Source organism: Burkholderia lata, from assembly GCF_902499025.1.
Classification (GTDB): Bacteria; Pseudomonadota; Gammaproteobacteria; order Burkholderiales; family Burkholderiaceae; genus Burkholderia; species Burkholderia lata_C.
Genome location: NZ_CABVPW010000005.1, coordinates 15,223 through 32,480, shown reverse-complemented (window position 1 = coordinate 32,480; position 17,258 = coordinate 15,223). Strand labels below are relative to the sequence as shown.

The 17,258-nt window shown below is 63.4% G+C and carries 22 protein-coding genes; 1 reads left to right on the top strand and 21 read right to left on the bottom strand.

The window, feature by feature from the left end; genetic code table 11:
- Positions 1 to 4: 4 nt before the first annotated feature.
- The 15 genes from BDI24065_RS06435 to BDI24065_RS06365 all read right to left on the bottom strand — a co-directional run bounded on the left by BDI24065_RS06435 (position 5) and on the right by BDI24065_RS06365 (position 12,719).
- Positions 5 to 499, bottom strand: a complete 495-nt coding sequence (locus BDI24065_RS06435; RefSeq protein WP_175030522.1) for a DUF2514 family protein — start codon at positions 497 to 499, stop codon at positions 5 to 7.
- The gene (locus tag BDI24065_RS06430; RefSeq protein ID WP_175030521.1) at positions 496 to 990 is read right to left on the bottom strand and encodes a glycoside hydrolase family 24 protein; all 495 of its coding nucleotides are present in this window, start codon (positions 988 to 990) and stop codon (positions 496 to 498) included. The genes BDI24065_RS06435 and BDI24065_RS06430 overlap by 4 nt, the downstream gene beginning before the upstream one ends.
- A gap of 2 nt (positions 991 to 992) precedes the next feature.
- Positions 993 to 1,277, bottom strand: coding sequence for a phage holin family protein (locus BDI24065_RS06425; RefSeq protein WP_069248175.1), 285 nt, complete (start codon positions 1,275 to 1,277; stop codon positions 993 to 995).
- Positions 1,278 to 1,352: 75 nt separating this feature from the next.
- Positions 1,353 to 2,402, bottom strand: a complete 1,050-nt coding sequence (locus BDI24065_RS06420) for a phage late control D family protein (protein ID WP_175030520.1) — start codon at positions 2,400 to 2,402, stop codon at positions 1,353 to 1,355.
- A 9-nt stretch (positions 2,403 to 2,411) separates the two neighbouring features.
- Positions 2,412 to 2,618, bottom strand: a complete 207-nt coding sequence (locus tag BDI24065_RS06415) for a tail protein X (protein ID WP_175030519.1) — start codon at positions 2,616 to 2,618, stop codon at positions 2,412 to 2,414.
- On the bottom strand, positions 2,593 to 3,471 hold the full coding sequence (locus BDI24065_RS06410) for a phage tail protein (RefSeq protein ID WP_175030518.1): 879 nt from the start codon (positions 3,469 to 3,471) through the stop codon (positions 2,593 to 2,595). The genes BDI24065_RS06415 and BDI24065_RS06410 overlap by 26 nt, the downstream gene beginning before the upstream one ends.
- Before the next feature lie 10 nt (positions 3,472 to 3,481).
- Entirely contained in the window at positions 3,482 to 5,926 is a 2,445-nt protein-coding gene (locus tag BDI24065_RS06405) for a phage tail tape measure protein (RefSeq protein WP_175030517.1), read from the bottom strand.
- A gap of 80 nt (positions 5,927 to 6,006) precedes the next feature.
- Positions 6,007 to 6,309, bottom strand: a complete 303-nt coding sequence (locus BDI24065_RS06400; RefSeq protein WP_175030516.1) for a phage tail assembly protein — start codon at positions 6,307 to 6,309, stop codon at positions 6,007 to 6,009.
- An 86-nt stretch (positions 6,310 to 6,395) separates the two neighbouring features.
- Entirely contained in the window at positions 6,396 to 6,899 is a 504-nt protein-coding gene (locus BDI24065_RS06395) for a phage major tail tube protein (protein WP_175030515.1), read from the bottom strand.
- 9 nt (positions 6,900 to 6,908) lie between these two features.
- Positions 6,909 to 8,078, bottom strand: a complete 1,170-nt coding sequence (locus tag BDI24065_RS06390; protein WP_175030514.1) for a phage tail sheath subtilisin-like domain-containing protein — start codon at positions 8,076 to 8,078, stop codon at positions 6,909 to 6,911.
- A gap of 73 nt (positions 8,079 to 8,151) precedes the next feature.
- Entirely contained in the window at positions 8,152 to 8,931 is a 780-nt protein-coding gene (locus BDI24065_RS06385) for a tail fiber assembly protein (RefSeq protein WP_175030513.1), read from the bottom strand.
- A 15-nt stretch (positions 8,932 to 8,946) separates the two neighbouring features.
- Positions 8,947 to 10,935 carry a phage tail protein gene (locus BDI24065_RS06380; protein WP_175030512.1) on the bottom strand — a complete coding sequence of 663 codons (1,989 nt, stop codon included), beginning with the start codon at positions 10,933 to 10,935 and terminating at the stop codon, positions 8,947 to 8,949.
- Positions 10,923 to 11,501, bottom strand: coding sequence for a phage tail protein I (locus BDI24065_RS06375; protein WP_175030511.1), 579 nt, complete (start codon positions 11,499 to 11,501; stop codon positions 10,923 to 10,925). The genes BDI24065_RS06380 and BDI24065_RS06375 overlap by 13 nt, the downstream gene beginning before the upstream one ends.
- The gene (locus BDI24065_RS06370) at positions 11,491 to 12,387 is read right to left on the bottom strand and encodes a baseplate assembly protein (RefSeq protein WP_175030510.1); all 897 of its coding nucleotides are present in this window, start codon (positions 12,385 to 12,387) and stop codon (positions 11,491 to 11,493) included. The genes BDI24065_RS06375 and BDI24065_RS06370 overlap by 11 nt, the downstream gene beginning before the upstream one ends.
- Positions 12,384 to 12,719, bottom strand: coding sequence for a GPW/gp25 family protein (locus BDI24065_RS06365; protein WP_124647107.1), 336 nt, complete (start codon positions 12,717 to 12,719; stop codon positions 12,384 to 12,386). Before BDI24065_RS06365 ends, BDI24065_RS06370 begins: the two co-directional genes overlap by 4 nt.
- Before the next feature lie 368 nt (positions 12,720 to 13,087).
- Between BDI24065_RS06365 and BDI24065_RS06360 the strand changes: the two genes are divergently transcribed.
- Positions 13,088 to 13,840: a hypothetical protein gene (locus BDI24065_RS06360; protein WP_175030509.1), complete on the top strand. Its 753-nt coding sequence runs from the start codon at positions 13,088 to 13,090 to the stop codon at positions 13,838 to 13,840.
- Here the strand turns inward: BDI24065_RS06360 and BDI24065_RS06355 are convergent.
- From BDI24065_RS06355 to BDI24065_RS06330, 6 genes are all read right to left on the bottom strand, one after another.
- On the bottom strand, positions 13,824 to 14,504 hold the full coding sequence (locus tag BDI24065_RS06355; protein WP_175030508.1) for a phage baseplate assembly protein V: 681 nt from the start codon (positions 14,502 to 14,504) through the stop codon (positions 13,824 to 13,826). The genes BDI24065_RS06360 and BDI24065_RS06355 overlap by 17 nt on opposite strands.
- Before the next feature lie 3 nt (positions 14,505 to 14,507).
- On the bottom strand, positions 14,508 to 15,032 hold the full coding sequence (locus BDI24065_RS06350) for a hypothetical protein (RefSeq protein ID WP_175030507.1): 525 nt from the start codon (positions 15,030 to 15,032) through the stop codon (positions 14,508 to 14,510).
- A complete protein-coding gene (locus tag BDI24065_RS06345) occupies positions 15,022 to 15,552 on the bottom strand; it encodes a phage tail protein (protein WP_175030506.1) in 531 nt (176 codons plus the stop codon). The genes BDI24065_RS06350 and BDI24065_RS06345 overlap by 11 nt, the downstream gene beginning before the upstream one ends.
- 2 nt (positions 15,553 to 15,554) lie before the next feature.
- Complete coding sequence (locus tag BDI24065_RS06340; protein WP_175030505.1) at positions 15,555 to 15,842, bottom strand: head-tail joining protein; 288 nt, start codon at positions 15,840 to 15,842, stop codon at positions 15,555 to 15,557.
- Position 15,843: 1 nt separating this feature from the next.
- Positions 15,844 to 16,839 (bottom strand): major capsid protein, encoded by a 996-nt coding sequence (locus tag BDI24065_RS06335; RefSeq protein ID WP_175030504.1) that lies wholly within the window; start codon positions 16,837 to 16,839, stop codon positions 15,844 to 15,846.
- A gap of 73 nt (positions 16,840 to 16,912) precedes the next feature.
- Positions 16,913 to 17,257, bottom strand: coding sequence for a head decoration protein (locus BDI24065_RS06330; RefSeq protein WP_175030503.1), 345 nt, complete (start codon positions 17,255 to 17,257; stop codon positions 16,913 to 16,915).
- Position 17,258: the final 1 nt, after the last annotated feature.

The window sequence follows — 17,258 nt, the reverse complement described above, 5'->3', positions numbered from 1 at the left end:
TGCATTACCATGTCAAATTGCTTTCCGCGTCGTTCATCAACGCGTCGTAACTGCGCTCGCACTGCCTGCCGGCGATGCCGCGCTCGTCAGCGATCCTCGCCAACTCTCCCGCGCGCTCGTCAGCCCGGCCGAACACGTCGGCAAGCAGATCGAGGGCGTCGCCGGCTGTCGCGCTTCCGGCGGTAGCGCCGGCACGTCGGACATCGGCGACAAGCGCGGCGACCTGCCTGCGCAGCCCGTCAGCAGCTCCACCAGCAGCAGCGGCATCAGCCACCGCTTGATCACGTTCTTTCGCAGCATCGGTTGCGATCTCCTGTTGTGCCGCCAGCCGGCGGCGAAACTCATTACGCTCGTTCGCCAGGTCGTCGATCTGCCTCGCCTGATCTGCAACCTTCGCGGACTGGTCGGCGTCACGATGTCCCTTGAAGTACCCGCATGCCGATCCGGCTATGACGCCGGCAACGACGAGCAGCCAGATACGCGGGTCGATCCACGTCATGCGACCACCTCCCCGCCGGCCGCGCGATACGCGGCCAGCAAATGCTCGATGTCGTTCTCATGCTGGCCGTATCCGGCCCCCGGCAGACTGGCCCACACGTTCGACACCTTCGCGACGGCTTCGCGAAACCGTCCGGCGTCGATCAACGGCAATGCGCCGTGCTCGCGCAGTTGCTGCAGCGCGTATCGGTCCTGAGAGACAGGTCCAAAGTCAGGCAGCTTCATCTGCGCTTGATAGATCCGCCACCAGCGCGTGAGGATCTGATAACGGCCAGCCGCCGTCGACGGCACCCGGATCTGTCGGTTGAGCACGTTCGGATGCGACGCGTAGCTGGAGAACAGCATCGGACGCGACGCTGTCGCCCCGACCAGTACGTTGTATCCGTCGTCCGTCTTCGCCAGCAGCGACGATCCGATCTCGCTTACCGCAATCGCATCGAGGAACGCCACGCGGTTCTTTCCGCCTGCGGCGGCAACACTGATTCGAGCCATGCTCACTTCTCCCCAAACACACGCTTTGCATTCCGACGCAGCAGCACTTCGAGGTACTGCGACCCCACAATGCCGAGCGCGCTCCCGAGACCCAGCAGCGCGATCGGCGGCAGATCCGGGATCTGCAGCAGCGCAATGCCGGCCACCATCGACGTCGCCGATCCGAGCATGGCCCGGCCGGCAACGAGCCGAAACGTCAGTTGTTCCCCACCTACCAACACCTTCGCGATGCCGATCAATCCGCCCATGATGATCAGCTCCAGAATCGTCTTTTCGTGGTCTTGCATCGGTTCCCCTTCCCGATAAAAAGAAAGGCCGCCACGGTTGCCCGTGAGCGGCCTGCAAATACAGTGCGTGACGCGTTACTGCGGCGCCGGCACTACCAGATTGATTTTCTTGCCCGGTTTCTTCCCGTGTCCGACCTTCGCTTTCCCCTTGTTCCCTCCGTTCAATGAGACGACCGTGATCCACCCGCGCGACGCGAACGTGTGTTCGACCGACTCGATCAGAAATTCGCCGTCTACACCCGTCTTGAACCCCTTCAGCGCGATCGTCTTTTCCGCCGACAGATCGGCGCGGCCGCGCATCGTCAGCCGGCTCGTCGACGTGTGCCGGTTGAGCGTCGCGAGTCGCGACGTCGCCCCGGCTTTCGCGGCTTCCGGACTGGCGAACGTATGGCGTTCGGTATGCACCGCGGACGCACCTGGCGGGGCGTCCGGATTCGGGATCGTCAGGTCGATCTTCTTCCCCGTCTTGCGGTCGTGCACCTTCGTGCGAACGGCCGCAAAGCTCGCGCGGTCCGGGAAGTTGATGTCGTAGTCGAGCAGATCGCCGGGCGTGAGCGTCACGATCGGCAGCGGCTTGCCGCTCGCGCTCTTGCCAGCGCCGCGAGCCAGCACGATCAGCTTGCCGGCCTTGACCGTCGCCGTCGCACCGTACAGTCGAGCCACGCGCGTGATGAAGTGCAGATCGCTTTCGCCGAACTGGTCGATACGCGGCACGACGACGTCGACGTCGCACGCAGCCGACCACTTGTTACGACGCGCGATGTCGCCGACGATGTCGGCCAGCTTCGCGTTCGACCAGCTTCCGTATCGCTGCGTTTTCGACGTCGCGCGCATGTTCGCCGGCTTGCCCTTGATCACGACGCTGGCCGGCGGCCCGCGCACGCCGACCTCGTCGACGGCATACTCGCCAAGCATCGACAGCCCCTGCCCTTCCCATCCGATCGACACCTTCAACGTCGCGCCCTTCGGTGGAAACTCGATGCGGCCGTCGCGATCGTCGAGCGTGATCGTGCATTCATCCGCGTCCAGGCCGGGTTTGTCGATCGCCCGGATCTCGAGCACGCGATCCTGAATGACCTTCGTCACGTCCGAGCTGTTCGCGACGACCTGAAAGATCGCTTCCATCGCCTCTCCCTATGTCCAGAGCTGGACCGATTCAACACGCGGCGCATCGAGATCCGGCATCAGGATCTCGACGCCGGACGGGAACGGCTGCGGTCGATTCGCCAGCCCCGGATTCGCGTCATAGACAGCCTCGACTGTGCCCTGCAGCGTTCCGTAGACGCGGTAACAGAGCGTGTCGAGCACGTCACCGTCAGACGTTCTTAAAGTCTTCGCCATAGCGGCCGAACTCCACCGAGAAAGTTTGTTTGCGCGGCATGCCATCGGCGAGCAACGCGTCCTGCTCCTCCTCGATCGCCTGCAACAGCCAGCGACCGAGCACTTCGCCGTCGCCGGTCGTGAGCTGCGCGGGCTTCATCCGGCCGCCGATCGCTCGCAGCCGGGTAATCTGCTTCGTGCCGGCCCCAAGCGACGGGAACACGACGCCCGACAGCGTGATCGTCTCGCCCCCTTCGCTGACCGGCTGCAGCGCCTCCTGACGATTCAGGCGCTCCTGAGACGCGACGCGATACCGCGTCGCCCGTCGCAGCTTGTCGTGAGCGGCCGTCGACAGGTTGAAGTGGAACGCGTCGCCGGCATCGGTCGTCATCGTCATCAGGTGCGGCGTGCTCGACGACGCTCCGTCGACCAAACCCGACAGCATCGAGCCGACACCGGTCGACTTGATCACATCGAGCACCGCCGAATCCTTCAGGCCGACTGCCGCGTTGAACTGATTCCATGCCCCGCCCAATGCAGACTTGACGCTGTCGGCGGCAGCCCGCACAAGGGGGAAATTCGATCCGTCGACGGCCTTCAGAATCGAGCCGATCGACGCCTGCGTCGCGTTGAAGCTGCGCAGGACAGCACCGACCTGCGGAAACAGATCCGACGCGACCGACAGCGCACTCGTCGCGCCTGTCAGCAGCTCGGCTGCACTGCTCAGGTTGCCGGTCGCAAGACGCTGCAGCACGTCGATGGTCGCCATGCTCGCCGCGCGGTTTCGATCGAATATGCGGACCATCTGCCGCACGCGCTCCGTCGCGATTCCCGCCTGCGTTGCCGCCCCCGTGATCTGTCGAATCACGTCCATACCACCTCCCTTACATATGTGGCGAGTCGAACATTGCCGATCGACTATTCGCCTTGCGCTGCTGCTCCTCCATCATCCGCGTCAACTGCGGACTGACCTGCGCGAGGAATTTGTTAGCCATGTCGGTATCGCTCGCTTCGATCTTCACGTTGAAGACCGGCGCGAACGTGTTCTGCTGATCGATACGCGGGCCGAAGCGGGCATCTGCCGCCGGAGTCTCTGCGGCCTTCGCTGCATTGGCGACCGCTTCGGCGTTCGCGGGCGTCTCGTCAGGCTTCTGGGCCAGAAACTTGCTCGCGAGGGCGCTCAATGCCTTGTCGCCGACGAACGTCCCGAGTGCCCCGCCAAGCACGCCGACGACGGCCGATCCGATCGGCCCGCCGAGCGCTCCGATCGTCGCCCCGACCTTCGCGCCGATCACGCCACCCGCGAGACTGCCGGCGATACCCGCAAAGCGAGTCGCCTTTTTCTCGTTCGTATCCGTGCTCGACGCGACGGCGTATGCTTCGCGAGCCGCCAGACCAAACTTCAGCACGGTCCCCGCCACGGCCAGCTTCCCCGCCCACGGCGCAACTCGACCGAATAAAGCACGTCCAGCGTTGAAGATCCGCCCGATCCTCCCGATTCGCCCCGCCCGAGCTGCGGCACGACGCGCGGCTCGACCGGCACGCCCACCACCCGCGAGATCACCAAGCCCGCCACCATCGAAGCCACCGCCGGGCATGTTCACGACGAACACGCGCTGCACGCCACCAGCGGCACCAGCGGCCCCGCCGAGCGCATCCAACGCTCGCCCGACCGCCCCGCCCGCAGCCCCCGCCCTCCCTGCGGCCCCTCGACCACCACCACGCGCCAGCAGCGTGCCCCGCGCGATATCGAACAAGCCGCGCCCGATGCCCCAAAGTGCCTTTGCTCCGCGCACCGCGAGAACCGTGCCGGCAATGCCGACGACAGCAGCCGTCGCCTTCGGAGCGCTGTCCGCTGCGGACCGGACACCGCTCCCGGCCCCCTTAACAGCCTCGCCAACGCGATCCGTGATCGGACGCAACGCGTCGCCGATACTGCGCATCGCGTCGTCCCATTGCTGCCCGACCTCGCCCCAGACCTGTTTGGACGTCTCCCGACGCGCCTCCAGATCCTTTTGGATCTCGCCGCTCGCCTGCTGCGCGTTTCGCTTCAGGCTCGCATACAGCTCGGCGTTCTGCATGTAAGCCGTCAGCGCAGCCTTGACCTGCATGTCGTTGAACAGGTCGCCGGTCTTCATCGTTTCGGCGAACGCGGCCATCTGCGTCTGACGCTTGGCCGGGTCCATTTCCGAATTGAACTGCTTGGCAGCCGCTGCGAGCTGCTTCGCCTTGGCCGGGTCGACACGCTCGATGTACGCACGGGCAAGCACGAATGACGCCTCCAGCGGCGACCAGCCCTTGCCGATCGCCTCGCGCATCTTGGCCTGATAGTCGACGCCGGCCTTCGCATAGTTGCGTTCGGTCTCGCCCGAGCCGATCTTCGAGAACCAGTTTTTGAGGTTGTTCGCCGCCTCGTCCGAGCTGCCCGCCGTCTTCATCTGCACCTGGAGCATCGCCCCGAGCTGCGTCACCGAGTCCTGCCCCGTGATGCCGATCTTCTTCATCTCCGCGAGCAGCACCGGGAACCACCGCGCCATGTCGACGGACTCGAACGACCCTTCCTTGCCGAGATACGCGATTGCTTCGAGTGCCTTCGCCATCTGGCGCGGGTCGACGATCTCCGCGTTTTGCTGCAGCGCTTGGATCATCTTCGCGGTCTCGACCGTCGTCGCCCCTTGGCCGATCGAGAACTTCGCGACCAGCGGCGCGAAGTTGAGCGCCCGGTCGAGGTCCATGCCGCCCGCAACCATCTGGTTCACGGCGTCCGCCAGCTCGTTGCGACCGATGCCGTTCGCCCCGGCGTCGCGCCGAATACGCGCGCTCATCGCGGCCTCTTCCTGCGTGCGCGCGATACCGGCCTTGATCGCGATGTCGCGAATGATCGCCTGATAGTTCGCCGAGATCGTCGCCGGCACCGCGACCGCTGCCGTCAGCTTCATAGCGTCCCCGATCACGCCACGCCCGGCCTCTTGCCCGGCGGCCAGCCGCTCATGACCGGACGCCTTCAGATCCAGCCCCCGAGCAGTCCGGCCAAGCTGTGCATACGCGCGATCGAGCCGCGCGACCTCGATGCCAGCGTCTCGCAGAGATTTCAGATTGCTGTCGAGCTTGCGACGGATACCATCCGCCGCGCTATCGCCCGCCAGATGCAGCCGGCGGAACTCGTCCTGCAGACGCATCGTCTCGCCGATCTGGCGCTGCCAGAGCCGCGAGTCGTTCGCCCGCTTCTTCATCGCGTCGATCTTCGACGACGTGTCGGTGATTGCCTTCCCGAACGTCGCCGACACGGCCCCGCCGATCACGATGCCAAGCGCTAGGTCTTTCGCCATCCCGGCCCCCTCAATCCGTCAGCCACCAGAGCATGTCGTCGATCGTCATCTCGTCGATCGACGTCGGCGACATGCCGTATTCACGCACCAGCCGCTTCGCCAGCGCTTTGAGCGTCTTTCTGTCCACCCTTGCGTACGGATCGAAAGGAGTAGTAGGCGTCCTGCACGCGCTCGTAATCGGCCATGTCCATCGCATCGAGATCGCTCGGTGCGACTTCGGCGAGCGACGCGAACAGGATCAGCTCCTGCTCCTCCGCATCGTTCGGCGCGAGCTTTTGCGCACCGCGCATGTCGCGCACCTTCGGCCGTCGCATCGTGAACGTGTCGCATTGCACGCCATTGAGATCGATCGGATAGTCGAGCTTGATCGTGACCTTTTCCATTGCGGTTCCTGAAAAGAAAAATGGCGAGCCGTCGGCTCGCCATTGATTGATAAAAGTAGATTTGCTGCGTGTCTGCTCGATGACGGCTACATGCCGAGCGCCTTGCGCATGTCAGCGAGCTGGTCGACGCCGTTGATCACGCGCTTGCATGCGAATACGTCGATCTCATGCACGATCGCGCCGTCGATCTCCAGCTTGTAGTAGTCGCACGAGACGCTGAACTTCGCGTCGACCTTGTCACCCGGCTTCCATTCACCGGGATCGACCTCATACAGCATGCCGCGCATGTACACGGCAACCGCCTTCGTCTTACCGCTGCGATCCTTGAAGCCTGCGCGGAATACGCCATTGAATGCGTTCTCGTCGACCAGCCCGAAGAAGCGCAGCACCTCGTATTCCATCGTCGACATGGCGAACGACGCATCGAGCGCTTCCATCCCCTGATCGATCTTGACCGTCGCGTCCATGCCGCCAGCGCGGAAGTCGTCCGTCTTGATCTTCAGCTTCGGCGGCGTCACGCTCGTTGCACGGCCCGCGTATCCGCGGCCGTCGATAAACGCGTTGCAGTTGTGCAGAGTTTCCGGAATCATCGTTCCCCCTTAGATCTGGTTGTCGAGCACTTCGGTCAGCCACTGGTTCGTGACCTCGAAGCGGAAAATCGGGTTTTCGGCCGGCGGGACATCCGTGAAGCGGATATTCCAGTACACCTTGCCGTCTTCGAGCTGGCTCGCCGTGTTCAGCAGCGGGTCCGGATAGACCTCGAAGTTGATCACTGCGCCCTGACGCTTCAGGTCACGCATGAACGCCTGCAGCCCTTCGGTCACGTCGCTGACGTACGTCGCCGTGATGCCGCGATCGACCGCCCACTTGTGGCCGGCCTGCACGGCATCCATGACGATGTCGAGCGTCCGCACGCGCGTGACGAACTTCCATTTCGGATCGGCCGACAGCGTGCGGTTTCCCCACAGGCGGAACCCGCCGTCGCGAATGATCGTCGTGATGTTCGCGTTGTTGAGCAGGTTCGCGCGACACGTATCGTCGCCGTCGAGGTATTCGATCGGCCGGCCCGTGCCCGTGATCTCGACGATCTCCTTGTTCGACGGCGACGCCCAGAAGCCGATCTTCGCGTCGGTCTGACAGAACAACCCCGCCGCGTACGTCGACGCCGGCAGCGAGATCTCGCCGTTCGTCGTGTTGTCCCAAGCCTTCGCGCCGGGGTCGACCATGTACAGACGCTTGCTGCCGAAATTCTTCGCGTACGCGATCGCCGCCTCGTCGTCGACGTTCGGGCCGTCAATCACGGCCATCGCGCGCAGCTTGCCGGCGAGCGAGTCGGCGGCCGTCGCGACCGGCTGCTTGGACGTGTGCCCAGGTGCGATCAGCAAACGCGGTTGTGCGTTGAAACGCGACTTCGCGTCGAGCAGCGCCTGCATACCAGTGCGTGCACCGCCGGCCGATACGCCACCGATGATCGCCGACGTGAGCTGCGCCGCGTCGGCCGCTGCCGGCACGCCCACCGCGATCACAACTGCGCTGCTCTGCGCGTAGATTGCGCGGGCTGCCCGCGCGATCGAGCTGTTCTCACCAAACGCGCGTGCAGCCTCGCCGTAGCTCGTCAGTTGCACAGGCACATTCGGCTGGGCGAGATCGGGGCCGGGCGTGTAGGTATCGGTCATGCCGACCACCGACGACGACGGCACCGCGATCGTGCGCGGGCCGCTATCGACGATCGTCGTCGTAATGCCGTGAAAAAAGGAAGTCGCTGCCATGCGGATCTCCGAAATAAAAAAGCCGCTCATCGGAGCGGCTTGAAACGAAACGACGCGTGCTGCGTCGGCAAAGTTACTTTTTGGCGGGTTTATCGGATGCCTTCGGTTGCTCCGAATCGACAGCGACGTCGGACGCATCCGCTCCTTCAGCTCGACGCTGCATTTCGGCCTCGGCTGCAGCACGTTCCTCTTCGGCCTGCTTCGCCGCAGCCTCGCGCTGCGCAGCCTCTTCGGCTTCACGTGCCGCCTTTGCCGCACGTTCGGCTGCGACCTTCGCGAGAAGCGCTTGCGGATCGGGTTCGGCCGGCCATTCGATCTTCGCAGGGAAACCCGGCGAGTCGACGACACGCGCCAGCGCGACCTGATAGTCGGCCCACGCGTCGAACGTCGCTTCTTCGAGATCCGACAGCCGCCCCGTCATCCGCGCATCCGACTTCCCGCGATTCTGCTGGCGGGCACTTTCTAGCCGAGCAAAGAAGTCATTCATCGCTGCCTCGCGCGCCCGATCCGCGACGATCTTCTCGTCGACGACCCATGCGCCGTCCAGCCAAACGTGCGTATCAGACGGACGCGGCTTCTCGGTCAGGCCCGCATCGTCAGGCGTCACGCCTGCCACCGTAATCTCGGCGGCTGCACCCGACTCCGTGCGATACAGACGCACGCCGCGATAGTCGGGCAGCATTTCCCATTTTTCGTTACGCCAGAACGGCCAGGTGCGCGGGGCACGCTCGGGCAGCGGTTCGAGCGTACAGAACGCGGGAACCAGATAGCGATCCGGATTCATCGGATCGAGATCGGCCAGAAAACTCACGATGTACTGTCCCGTCAAACTGTCGTATTGATTGCAAAGCATGCTGTACCCCTCGAATTAATATGCGCGGATCATGGCGAGCACAGCGATGTTGCGCATGCGAGCCTCCGAACCACCGTCAGCCGCGACGCTAATCACGTGCGAGTGACCACCCGCCCCACCGATACCAACGGCGTGCGTATGCGTCCCGTTTCCATCAATGCCGATCGGGATCGTTGCGCCATCGGTCCCCAAGTTGTTCGCACGACCGTTGTCCATACCGTATCCACGTCCAGTACTCGTCGAATACGCGCCATTCGACCCGAGACCGAACCCGTGCGAGTGCGGCTGCTGCGAAACATTGTGTCCATGCCACCCGGCCCCATCTGTCCAAGCGTTGTGCGAGTGGTCCCCAACTCCACTAGACGAAGCACCATGCGCGTGCGAGCGGTTTTGGCTGTCTTGCCAAGAGCCGACACCTCGACCGGCATCTGCACCACGTCCACCGTCGGCGCACCGAATGCCTTCACCGCGAAACTCGGGAATACGGAAGGTTGTCTCGCCGTCACCGATTGAGAAGCACCCCCACCACCCAGCCGCCCAATCCTTTTCCGTTGCAAGCGCTCCGCTCGCCTGCGCATACGCCCAGAGCTGCGGATAGTCGGCACGCTTGAGCAGCGCACCGTCCAGCTTCAGGCAACCCGCCCGGACGCTGTTCCGCACCTCGAAGATGATCTGGCCGATCGACGCCGATGCAATCGCGTCGACAACATATGCCGTCGACGCCGCATTGTTTGAACGGTCGCCAGCCGCCACGGTCGGGACTTGCACCGGACGATCGAAGATCGTGCCCTTGTCGGACGTAAATCGGACAGTAACTTTGCCGTCACAAGTCACGCCAAACGCACCGTCTGCCACGTGGTACAGCCCCGTGTCAGAGCCGTATTCACTGAACACCAACGACGGAAACTGCGGCGACCCTTCCGACAGAAAGATCCGAGCACCAGCAGCGAGGGAGAGTGTCCCTTTGAGCGTCCCGCCATTGTTCAAATCAAGCGGCGTCAGATTGCCTTCGTTCCAGACAACCCTGTCGTTGACCTTCAGAACACGTTCGCCGTAGTGGTACTGAAACGAACCATTGGTCCCCGAGTACCATCCAGCACGCCCAGCGTTGGCAAAGAAGTACCCATTGCTGTCACCCAGGATGAGGTGACCCTCGCCTTGGCCTCGCTTAACGACAATGTCGCCACCGACGTTGAGTGCCCCACCGAGGTATGTGCCAGCCCCCGTTCCGTCAATGCTCACAACACCGGTTTCAAGCGCCCACGAAAACGGCCTGTACGCGTTCCAGGAGCCAAGCGGGTCGCTCTTCTTTGTCTGCAGCCAATACGCAGAAACGTCGTCGTTGCGCAGGAATACCCCGTAATTGCCGCTGCTGGCTCGAAGCTGCCCACCGTCGCCCGAGTCCATCCCGGTAATCTGAATTCCGTTTGAAAACGACGCACGGTAAGCTACTTGGAAGCCGTCCCGCGCGTTGTCGGCCGTCGTCCCCAGAAGCACGCGCCCCTCGCGAGTGACGCGCATCCGCTCGGCTCCGCCTGCAATGAGTGCGAGCCATCCACTCGCGGCGGCTGGCCCGACAAAGCAGTTATTGCCCTGAATCTCCAGGTGCGAAACGCCCTGTGCACCGATCTGCAGATATCCATCGCCCGGCGAAAACATGCCCGTATCCGGATCGTTGTCGAACCCGAAGCCAGCGTTGTTTGTGTTGTTCGGCGTGATTGCGCCGACTTTCCCCCTTAGAACACCCTTCAACGTTCCGCCCGTGTACGGCAGCTTGTCATTGCCGAGCGCGTCAGTACGCTTACCGAGCGCATCGACCTGTGCACTGATATCGCCGACTCGTCGGTCATTGCCGTCCGCCCTGTCTTTCAGGTGCCGTGTCCGATTCGCAAGTTGCTTTGTCGGCAAGTTGTCGACCCCATCGGGACCGCCCTGCACGGGGTCCGACGTCTCGAACTGATAGACACCGTCTTCCCACTTACTTTCTTCTTTCAGATTGGCCATGTACCGATCACCCCTCGCGTAAATTGACCATTGCGCATCGCGACACCGTTGTGTCGGATCGCAACCTCAGAAAAATCGAGCCACGCGAGCCGGCTACGAGCCGGCGCGTAACGCTCGATCGCCCGCTTCAGGTTTTCGCCCTGATCTCGCGTCACCGGTCGACGCAGCTTCACGATGTACTCGGCCCACGCAGTTGACCCGCCGTGCAGATATCGACCGTCGCGCTTCGCCGAGCCGTCGCGCCGCTTGATCTGCCGCCCCTCCTGAATGTCGACCTCGCCAAACCCGAGACGTCGAACGATCTCGCGGATCGCCCACGGCGTGCCCTTCTTTTGATAGATCGCCAGAGACGACTTGATCAGCTCGCGCCGCGCCTCTTCCGACTCCGCCAGCTCCCATCCGTCGACCGCGAGTGACCAAGCGAGCCACGGCAGGAAGGCGGCCGGACAGCGATCCGCATCCCACAGCGTACGAATCACATCCGGGTCAACGGTTGGCCGCATTACCTGCGCGAGCGCCGCCTCTAGACTTGTCTGGTTCGTCGGCAACAGCGCTTCAGTCGTCATCGTTCACCTTCGGATTCAGCACAATCGATGTGCACCGCGCGAACTGGTCGATCGCACACACGACATCAGCCGCAGGGGACTTCAGATCCACGCGCACAACACCCGACGCTTTCGGATGCAGCGCCCCGGTTACGGCCGAGCGCGGCATGCCAACCCGCAGCGCTTCACCAGTTGCAATCGCGATATCGAGATCCTGCCGTCGCGCGGCAAGCACGACGCCCGGATCGGGTCCGCGCCCGATATACACGTCCGCGACGATTGCGTACTCGACCGGCCGGGCCGGCACAACGAGCAAACTGTCGTTGAGCGGCCGACGATCTTCCGGGGACAGCGCTCGGCGGACCGTATCGAGTAACGCAGCGCTCGCAACACCGCCGTTCGTCGACGACTTCACCACGACGCGCACCACGCCCGGCTCCGGGCGATCGACACGCACGTCGGCGACATCCGCCGACGCGTCCATCGCGAGCGACCGATACGCGCCGAACGGCCCCGCCGTCGACGCGCGCTCGATCCCCATCTGCGTGCGCAATCGCAGCCGCTCGTCGCGCTCGTACGTGACCGGAATCGGCGGATGTGCCTCCGGGTCGCCGGGGTCGACGATCTCTTTCTTCAGGTTCCAGAGCGCCGCGAGGTGTTCGAGATCCGCGCCCGTCGCATAGGCCAGCAACACAGCCCGGCCCGCATCGTTGACGCGAGCCCGAAACCGGACATCCTCGTATGCAGCCAGCTCCAGCAGCTTGACGACCGGATCGGACTCCAGCGCGGCCGTCCAGTCCGGATAAATGCGCTTGAAGTGGTCCAGCTTGCGCTGGTACAGCTCTTCGAAGTCGAGCGTTTCGACGAGATCCGGCGGATCAAGCGCCGACAGATCGATCACTGTCATATCGTCACCTCGAACACAACGTCATCGCCGCTGTAACGGCCGGCGATTCGAAAAGTTACTTTGCCGTCCACGACAGACAGCGCGTTCACACGGTCAAGCGCGATGCGCGGCTCCCACCGTCCGATTGCACGCGCGGCTTCGGCCTGCGCGGCCGATATCCATCCGCGCGTGACGGGCAGGTCGACCATCGCAGGAAGATCCGAACCGTAATCGGGCCGTTCGCGGCGGGTTCCCTTGCGCGTGCTCAGGATGTCCGCGATGCTTTGCACCAGATGATCGAGTCCGCCGATCAGTCGGCCCGTGCGGCGACACATACCGACCAGCGCGACCATCAGATCACCTTCGCGTCAACGCGCCTGAAGTCTGCGCGGTCGTCCATGTACCGGATGTGCGCCGGCTCCGTTACAGTCGCCTTACCCGCCAACACCGCGACGTGCGAGCCATCCGGAAACACGATGACGCGACTGCGAAACTCGGTATCGATGTACGTCACGGGTGCTACCGCCCCACCTTGATGCGCGTCTTTCGCCATAACATCCCCCGCAAATGAAAAACCCCGCACTAGGCGGGGCAAAGTAACTTTTGTCTAGAATCACGGTACATACCTGCATGGAGTTGAACCGTGAGCACTCAGCGACGCACTACAATCAAGAGACGCCCCGCAAAGTCCGCAGTTCCCGGCCATGGGACCGCCACCGCAATGATCGAAAAGGGTTGGCAGGGTTTCGTTGCGTCGCTCCGTCACCCGCTTGTGCTTCTTTTGGTAGGTTTCGTCCTTACGAACGGTCTCGCCCTTCGCATCACCAACAAACTCGACGAAGATCGTCGGCACAACGACGCCGTCATTCGGGACCATGATCAGCTTCGATCATCGATTGATGACTTGGCCGCTTCGTTCGATTTGTATGCGTCGGCATCGAAACACGCGATGCTCGCCTTGCAATCAAGCTCGTCTGATGCAACCCTGCTGCAGGCGAATCGTGACTATCAAGCCGCATACGCCACTTGGGTCCAGCATCGAGCCATAGATACCGTATCGATCAACCAGCGACTGGTGGGTGGCAGTAGCGGGCACGTCATCATCAAAATCGGCGATCTAGTACAGCTTGGAACAGAGCTACTGGACAACTGCGTGCAGTCCCATTTCAACGATGTATCAGGGATACGAGTGGATAAATCCGCAGACCTACGATGCTCGACAAGCGCACCTCTACCGGATTTCACTATTCAATCGCGACTAATCGCACTGAGACTGTGCATGAACTATTTCACAAGAAGTATCCGGCCACACCCTCGGTTCGATCTAGGGAGCGAAGCTGGCCAGAATGCAATGACAGAGCTGCTCCTAACTGGGATTGACGCGATATGTTCGCCTGAGAAACTAGTCGGCATCAAAATGCCACTTCGTGACTTCCCGCGCAATTCTCGGGCAGACCCTAAACTGGCTGGCTAACTAACTCGCCGTCACCTTGCTCGCGGTGTCGATGCTTCGTGAGCGACCTACCGCCGGCAACAACGTCTTCGGTGTATTCGGCACTGCCCGCGATCTTCATCGCGACACCGCCACCCTCGCCCGGCTTGCCCTGCATGCCGCCGTTGAATGTCAGCAGTTGTTCGGTCGTCGTGTTCCCTGTGAACGTGGAGTCCGGCACATCTGCCAGTAGCTTCGCGCTACGCAGCGTCGCACCGTCCGCCTTCAGCTCAAACTCCGTCCCGCCGATGCGAAACACGATCCGACCACCGGCCGGCACCGACAGCACGTATTCATGGCTCGCATGGTTGTACTGCTCGAATGCGCCATCCGGGAAGTCGGTCGCGGTCTCGTCTGGACTCGACCGACCGGACCCGCCGTGCTGCTCCGTGTAGTACCCCGGCGCGACGAACGCCCCCGCGAGATCTCCGGACGGTGCCCACAGCGCGACCTCTTCGTCGACGGACGGCGGACGCCAATGCCGAACCTTGCCGGCTGCGCCCGCCTGCCATTTCAGCCAATCGCTCACCCAATCGCCGACACGCACCTTCACGCGCGGCGGGTCGTACGTGATCGCCTCGACGATCGCCGACTGCGTCAGACACGCCATGCGGCGATCCATCTCGCCAAGTTCGAAGTCGCTCACACGTCACCCCGCTCCGTGATCCGCCGGATTCCAGTACCTGTCTTCGTGCTCCGGCCCCGTCTCCGGATCGACGCCCCACAACACCGCCCGCCCCTTTGTCGGCGGCTCGTACGCGTCGCCCAGGTCGAATTCGTGCACCCACTCGACGAGCCAGACGAGATACGTGTCCAGCTCGGGCCGGAACGGATCTTCACCGGCCGACCCGACCTGTTTGCCGGGCGTCATGGGCAGTCCCCACGTCGCCCCGTGCACCGTTTGCAGGACGCGGGCGGACAGCTCGCGCACCTGGACCTCGGCATCCTCCACCAACGGGTCAACGATCACGCGGGCCTGCATGCGCGCGATCAGCGGCACGCGACCCGTACCGTCATCGTGGCCCGGCTCCAGCTCCGTCAGTTCGATCGCAATGAACGGCGTGTCGATCGACTTGCCGATCTTCGGGTACGCGTGGATGCGTTCGAGATCCGGCAGCCGCTCACGCAGCCCGGCCTCGATGCCGTCGTGCAGTTGCTTCAGGTTATCGAGCACGGTTTATCGCCTTTTGCAGTTCATAGTTGACCTCTTGCCGCAGCACCGTCATCAGACGCACTTCGCAGGCTCGGGCTGCCCGTCGAAACGCCGGATCGCCCGTCTGTGACCACTCGACCGTCACGACCTCGAACGGCGTTCGCGCCTTCCCGGTCCGGCGGTAGATCGGCCCGTCCGGCTGGCGCGTCGTCTTGCGCCACGCACCCTCGAACAGCGATTTGCCGGCGCGGATGCCCTTCTTAGTGCGCCGGACCGTGCCGAGCCGGTGCGCCTCGATCGGATTTAACCCGAGCCACACCTTGCCCGTATCGAGCGACCGCATGAAGAAGTACATCCGCTGCCGCAGCAGCTTCTGCTGGATGCCCGTCGCGTTGCCTACCTCCTTCGCGGTCTGGCTCCTGATCCATGCGCCCGTCTTGCGCAGCGTCCGACGCCATGCCGCCTGCATTGCTGCAGGCGGCAAGCCCGCGAGCGCTTCGAGCGCCCCCTTCACGTCGATCTCGATCTTCAGCAGATCCATCGTCACCTCAGAATCAGGATCGTCCAGCCCGTGCCGGTCGGGTGGATCTCTAACACACGGAACCGCTCGCCACCCGCTTCGACGATGCTGCCCTCGCGCACACTTGCCGCATCGTCGTCCGTGATGTCGAGGACCGGCGCAACGAGCTGCGTGCGTTGCGTTCCGAGATCCGGGCCAAGCCACGGCGCCTTAAACATGCCCGCCAGCGGTTTGCCGTCGATCTTCACCTCGTCCGACAGGTCTCGCTTCACGGCCGTGTCGACATCGGCCATCAGATCCCGGAACGCCATGTCACGCCTTCAGCTTGATCAGCGCCTTCGGGCGCGTGCACAGGTGAATCGGGTTCGACTGCGCCTCGATCTCGACCCCCTTGCCGAAGTCCATCAGCTCCTGTTTCGCGTAGTACGGGATGCCGGTCGTGTTGACCGACTCGACATAATCGGCCGGTGCGAAGCGCGAGATGAACAGGTCCGGAACACCTTCCGGGATCGCGTGCGCCTCATCGTCCGCCACGTAGCCGACGTCGCCGACGCGGCCGCGATAGCGCTCGAACGTGCACCCGCCGAAGTCGAACGCCTCGCGCGCGTCGCCACGCAACTGCGCCGCCATCACGGACGCCAGATACGTCTCCTTGACCGACTTCGCGCTGATCAGCTTGTTCCAGAACGCGCGGCCGCAGAGCACGCGCACGCCCGTGTAAGTCGTCGCGCCGAGCGCATCTTCGATCGCGTCCTGCACCTCGATACACTTCGTGCGAAGCTCCGTATCAGCCTTGCCCAGCTCGAACGGAATCACCGTCTGCTCGATGTCGAAGTACTTCCACAGGTCGATCAGCACCCGCTTGCCGTCCGCATCCAGCACTGCACCCTTGATCGCACCGATGCGATGAAATTCGTGTGTCGCATCGAGCTGGCGGCGCATCTTCGCGAGGCGGCGATTCACGACGGTCTGCAGTGCTTCCAGCTCGGTCTCCGAACCGAACGCGCGCAGGTTCTGGATCTCGTCCGCCTTGATCACCGCACGCTGCGGCAGGTGGACCGCGTTGATCGGGATCATGCTGCGCTTGCTGCCACTGACAACGGCAGCCGGCGAGCCGCGCTCACCAGCCGCAACGAGTGCGAGCGTGTCGCCGTCGCGCTCGATCTGGATCGTCGTCGTCGTGATTCCGTCCTCTTCGAACAGGCCGAGCGAGCCAATCCGGCCGGGAACATACGGCTGCTCGTTGATCGCAGCACTCAGGGACGACAGCGAGAACGCGTCGTCTTGAAACAGGGCGATATCCGCCATACAACCTCCGACATGAAAATGGATACAAAAAAGGCCACGCGGTCGGCGTGGCCTCGAATGGGGTGTGTTGCGATCAGCGGACAATCACGTGCCGCTCGGCGAGATCACCGCGTCCGGCCTTATCCAGCCCGGTCAACAGCCCGCCGGCGACTTCGGCGAGCCGAACGATCCCTGTCGCCGAGCGGGGCGATTCGGACGCCGCCAGCGGCGCGTAGAGCACAGCTGCTGCGACTTCGGAACCGTCGTTCGCCGCGTTGTCGTACGGCGCGTATTCGCCGGTACTCGTCACGCCAAGCACCTGCCCGGCCGGCAGCGCCGGGCCGGCCTTGACGATGATGTGCTCGCGCGAGATCTGCCCGTTGCCTTCCGACACGAGAAATTCGGCCGGGAGATTTGCCTGTACCTTCCAGTTCGACATG

Excerpts from the sequence above, each read along its gene's own strand:
- BDI24065_RS06435 (WP_175030522.1), bottom strand. The coding sequence starts at position 499 with ATGACGTGGATCGACCCGCGTATCTGGCTGCTCGTCGTTGCCGGCGTC.
- BDI24065_RS06430 (WP_175030521.1), bottom strand. The coding sequence starts at position 990 with ATGGCTCGAATCAGTGTTGCCGCCGCAGGCGGAAAGAACCGCGTGGCG.
- BDI24065_RS06425 (WP_069248175.1), bottom strand. The coding sequence starts at position 1,277 with ATGCAAGACCACGAAAAGACGATTCTGGAGCTGATCATCATGGGCGGA.
- BDI24065_RS06420 (WP_175030520.1), bottom strand. The coding sequence starts at position 2,402 with ATGGAAGCGATCTTTCAGGTCGTCGCGAACAGCTCGGACGTGACGAAG.
- BDI24065_RS06415 (WP_175030519.1), bottom strand. The coding sequence starts at position 2,618 with ATGGCGAAGACTTTAAGAACGTCTGACGGTGACGTGCTCGACACGCTC.
- BDI24065_RS06410 (WP_175030518.1), bottom strand. The coding sequence starts at position 3,471 with ATGGACGTGATTCGACAGATCACGGGGGCGGCAACGCAGGCGGGAATC.
- BDI24065_RS06405 (WP_175030517.1), bottom strand. The coding sequence starts at position 5,926 with ATGGCGAAAGACCTAGCGCTTGGCATCGTGATCGGCGGGGCCGTGTCG.
- BDI24065_RS06400 (WP_175030516.1), bottom strand. The coding sequence starts at position 6,309 with ATGGAAAAGGTCACGATCAAGCTCGACTATCCGATCGATCTCAATGGC.
- BDI24065_RS06395 (WP_175030515.1), bottom strand. The coding sequence starts at position 6,899 with ATGATTCCGGAAACTCTGCACAACTGCAACGCGTTTATCGACGGCCGC.
- BDI24065_RS06390 (WP_175030514.1), bottom strand. The coding sequence starts at position 8,078 with ATGGCAGCGACTTCCTTTTTTCACGGCATTACGACGACGATCGTCGAT.
- BDI24065_RS06385 (WP_175030513.1), bottom strand. The coding sequence starts at position 8,931 with ATGCTTTGCAATCAATACGACAGTTTGACGGGACAGTACATCGTGAGT.
- BDI24065_RS06380 (WP_175030512.1), bottom strand. The coding sequence starts at position 10,935 with ATGGCCAATCTGAAAGAAGAAAGTAAGTGGGAAGACGGTGTCTATCAG.
- BDI24065_RS06375 (WP_175030511.1), bottom strand. The coding sequence starts at position 11,501 with ATGACGACTGAAGCGCTGTTGCCGACGAACCAGACAAGTCTAGAGGCG.
- BDI24065_RS06370 (WP_175030510.1), bottom strand. The coding sequence starts at position 12,387 with ATGACAGTGATCGATCTGTCGGCGCTTGATCCGCCGGATCTCGTCGAA.
- BDI24065_RS06365 (WP_124647107.1), bottom strand. The coding sequence starts at position 12,719 with ATGGTCGCGCTGGTCGGTATGTGTCGCCGCACGGGCCGACTGATCGGC.
- BDI24065_RS06360 (WP_175030509.1), top strand. The coding sequence starts at position 13,088 with ATGATCGAAAAGGGTTGGCAGGGTTTCGTTGCGTCGCTCCGTCACCCG.
- BDI24065_RS06345 (WP_175030506.1), bottom strand. The coding sequence starts at position 15,552 with ATGGATCTGCTGAAGATCGAGATCGACGTGAAGGGGGCGCTCGAAGCG.
- BDI24065_RS06340 (WP_175030505.1), bottom strand. The coding sequence starts at position 15,842 with ATGGCGTTCCGGGATCTGATGGCCGATGTCGACACGGCCGTGAAGCGA.
- BDI24065_RS06335 (WP_175030504.1), bottom strand. The coding sequence starts at position 16,839 with ATGGCGGATATCGCCCTGTTTCAAGACGACGCGTTCTCGCTGTCGTCC.
- BDI24065_RS06330 (WP_175030503.1), bottom strand. The coding sequence starts at position 17,257 with ATGTCGAACTGGAAGGTACAGGCAAATCTCCCGGCCGAATTTCTCGTG.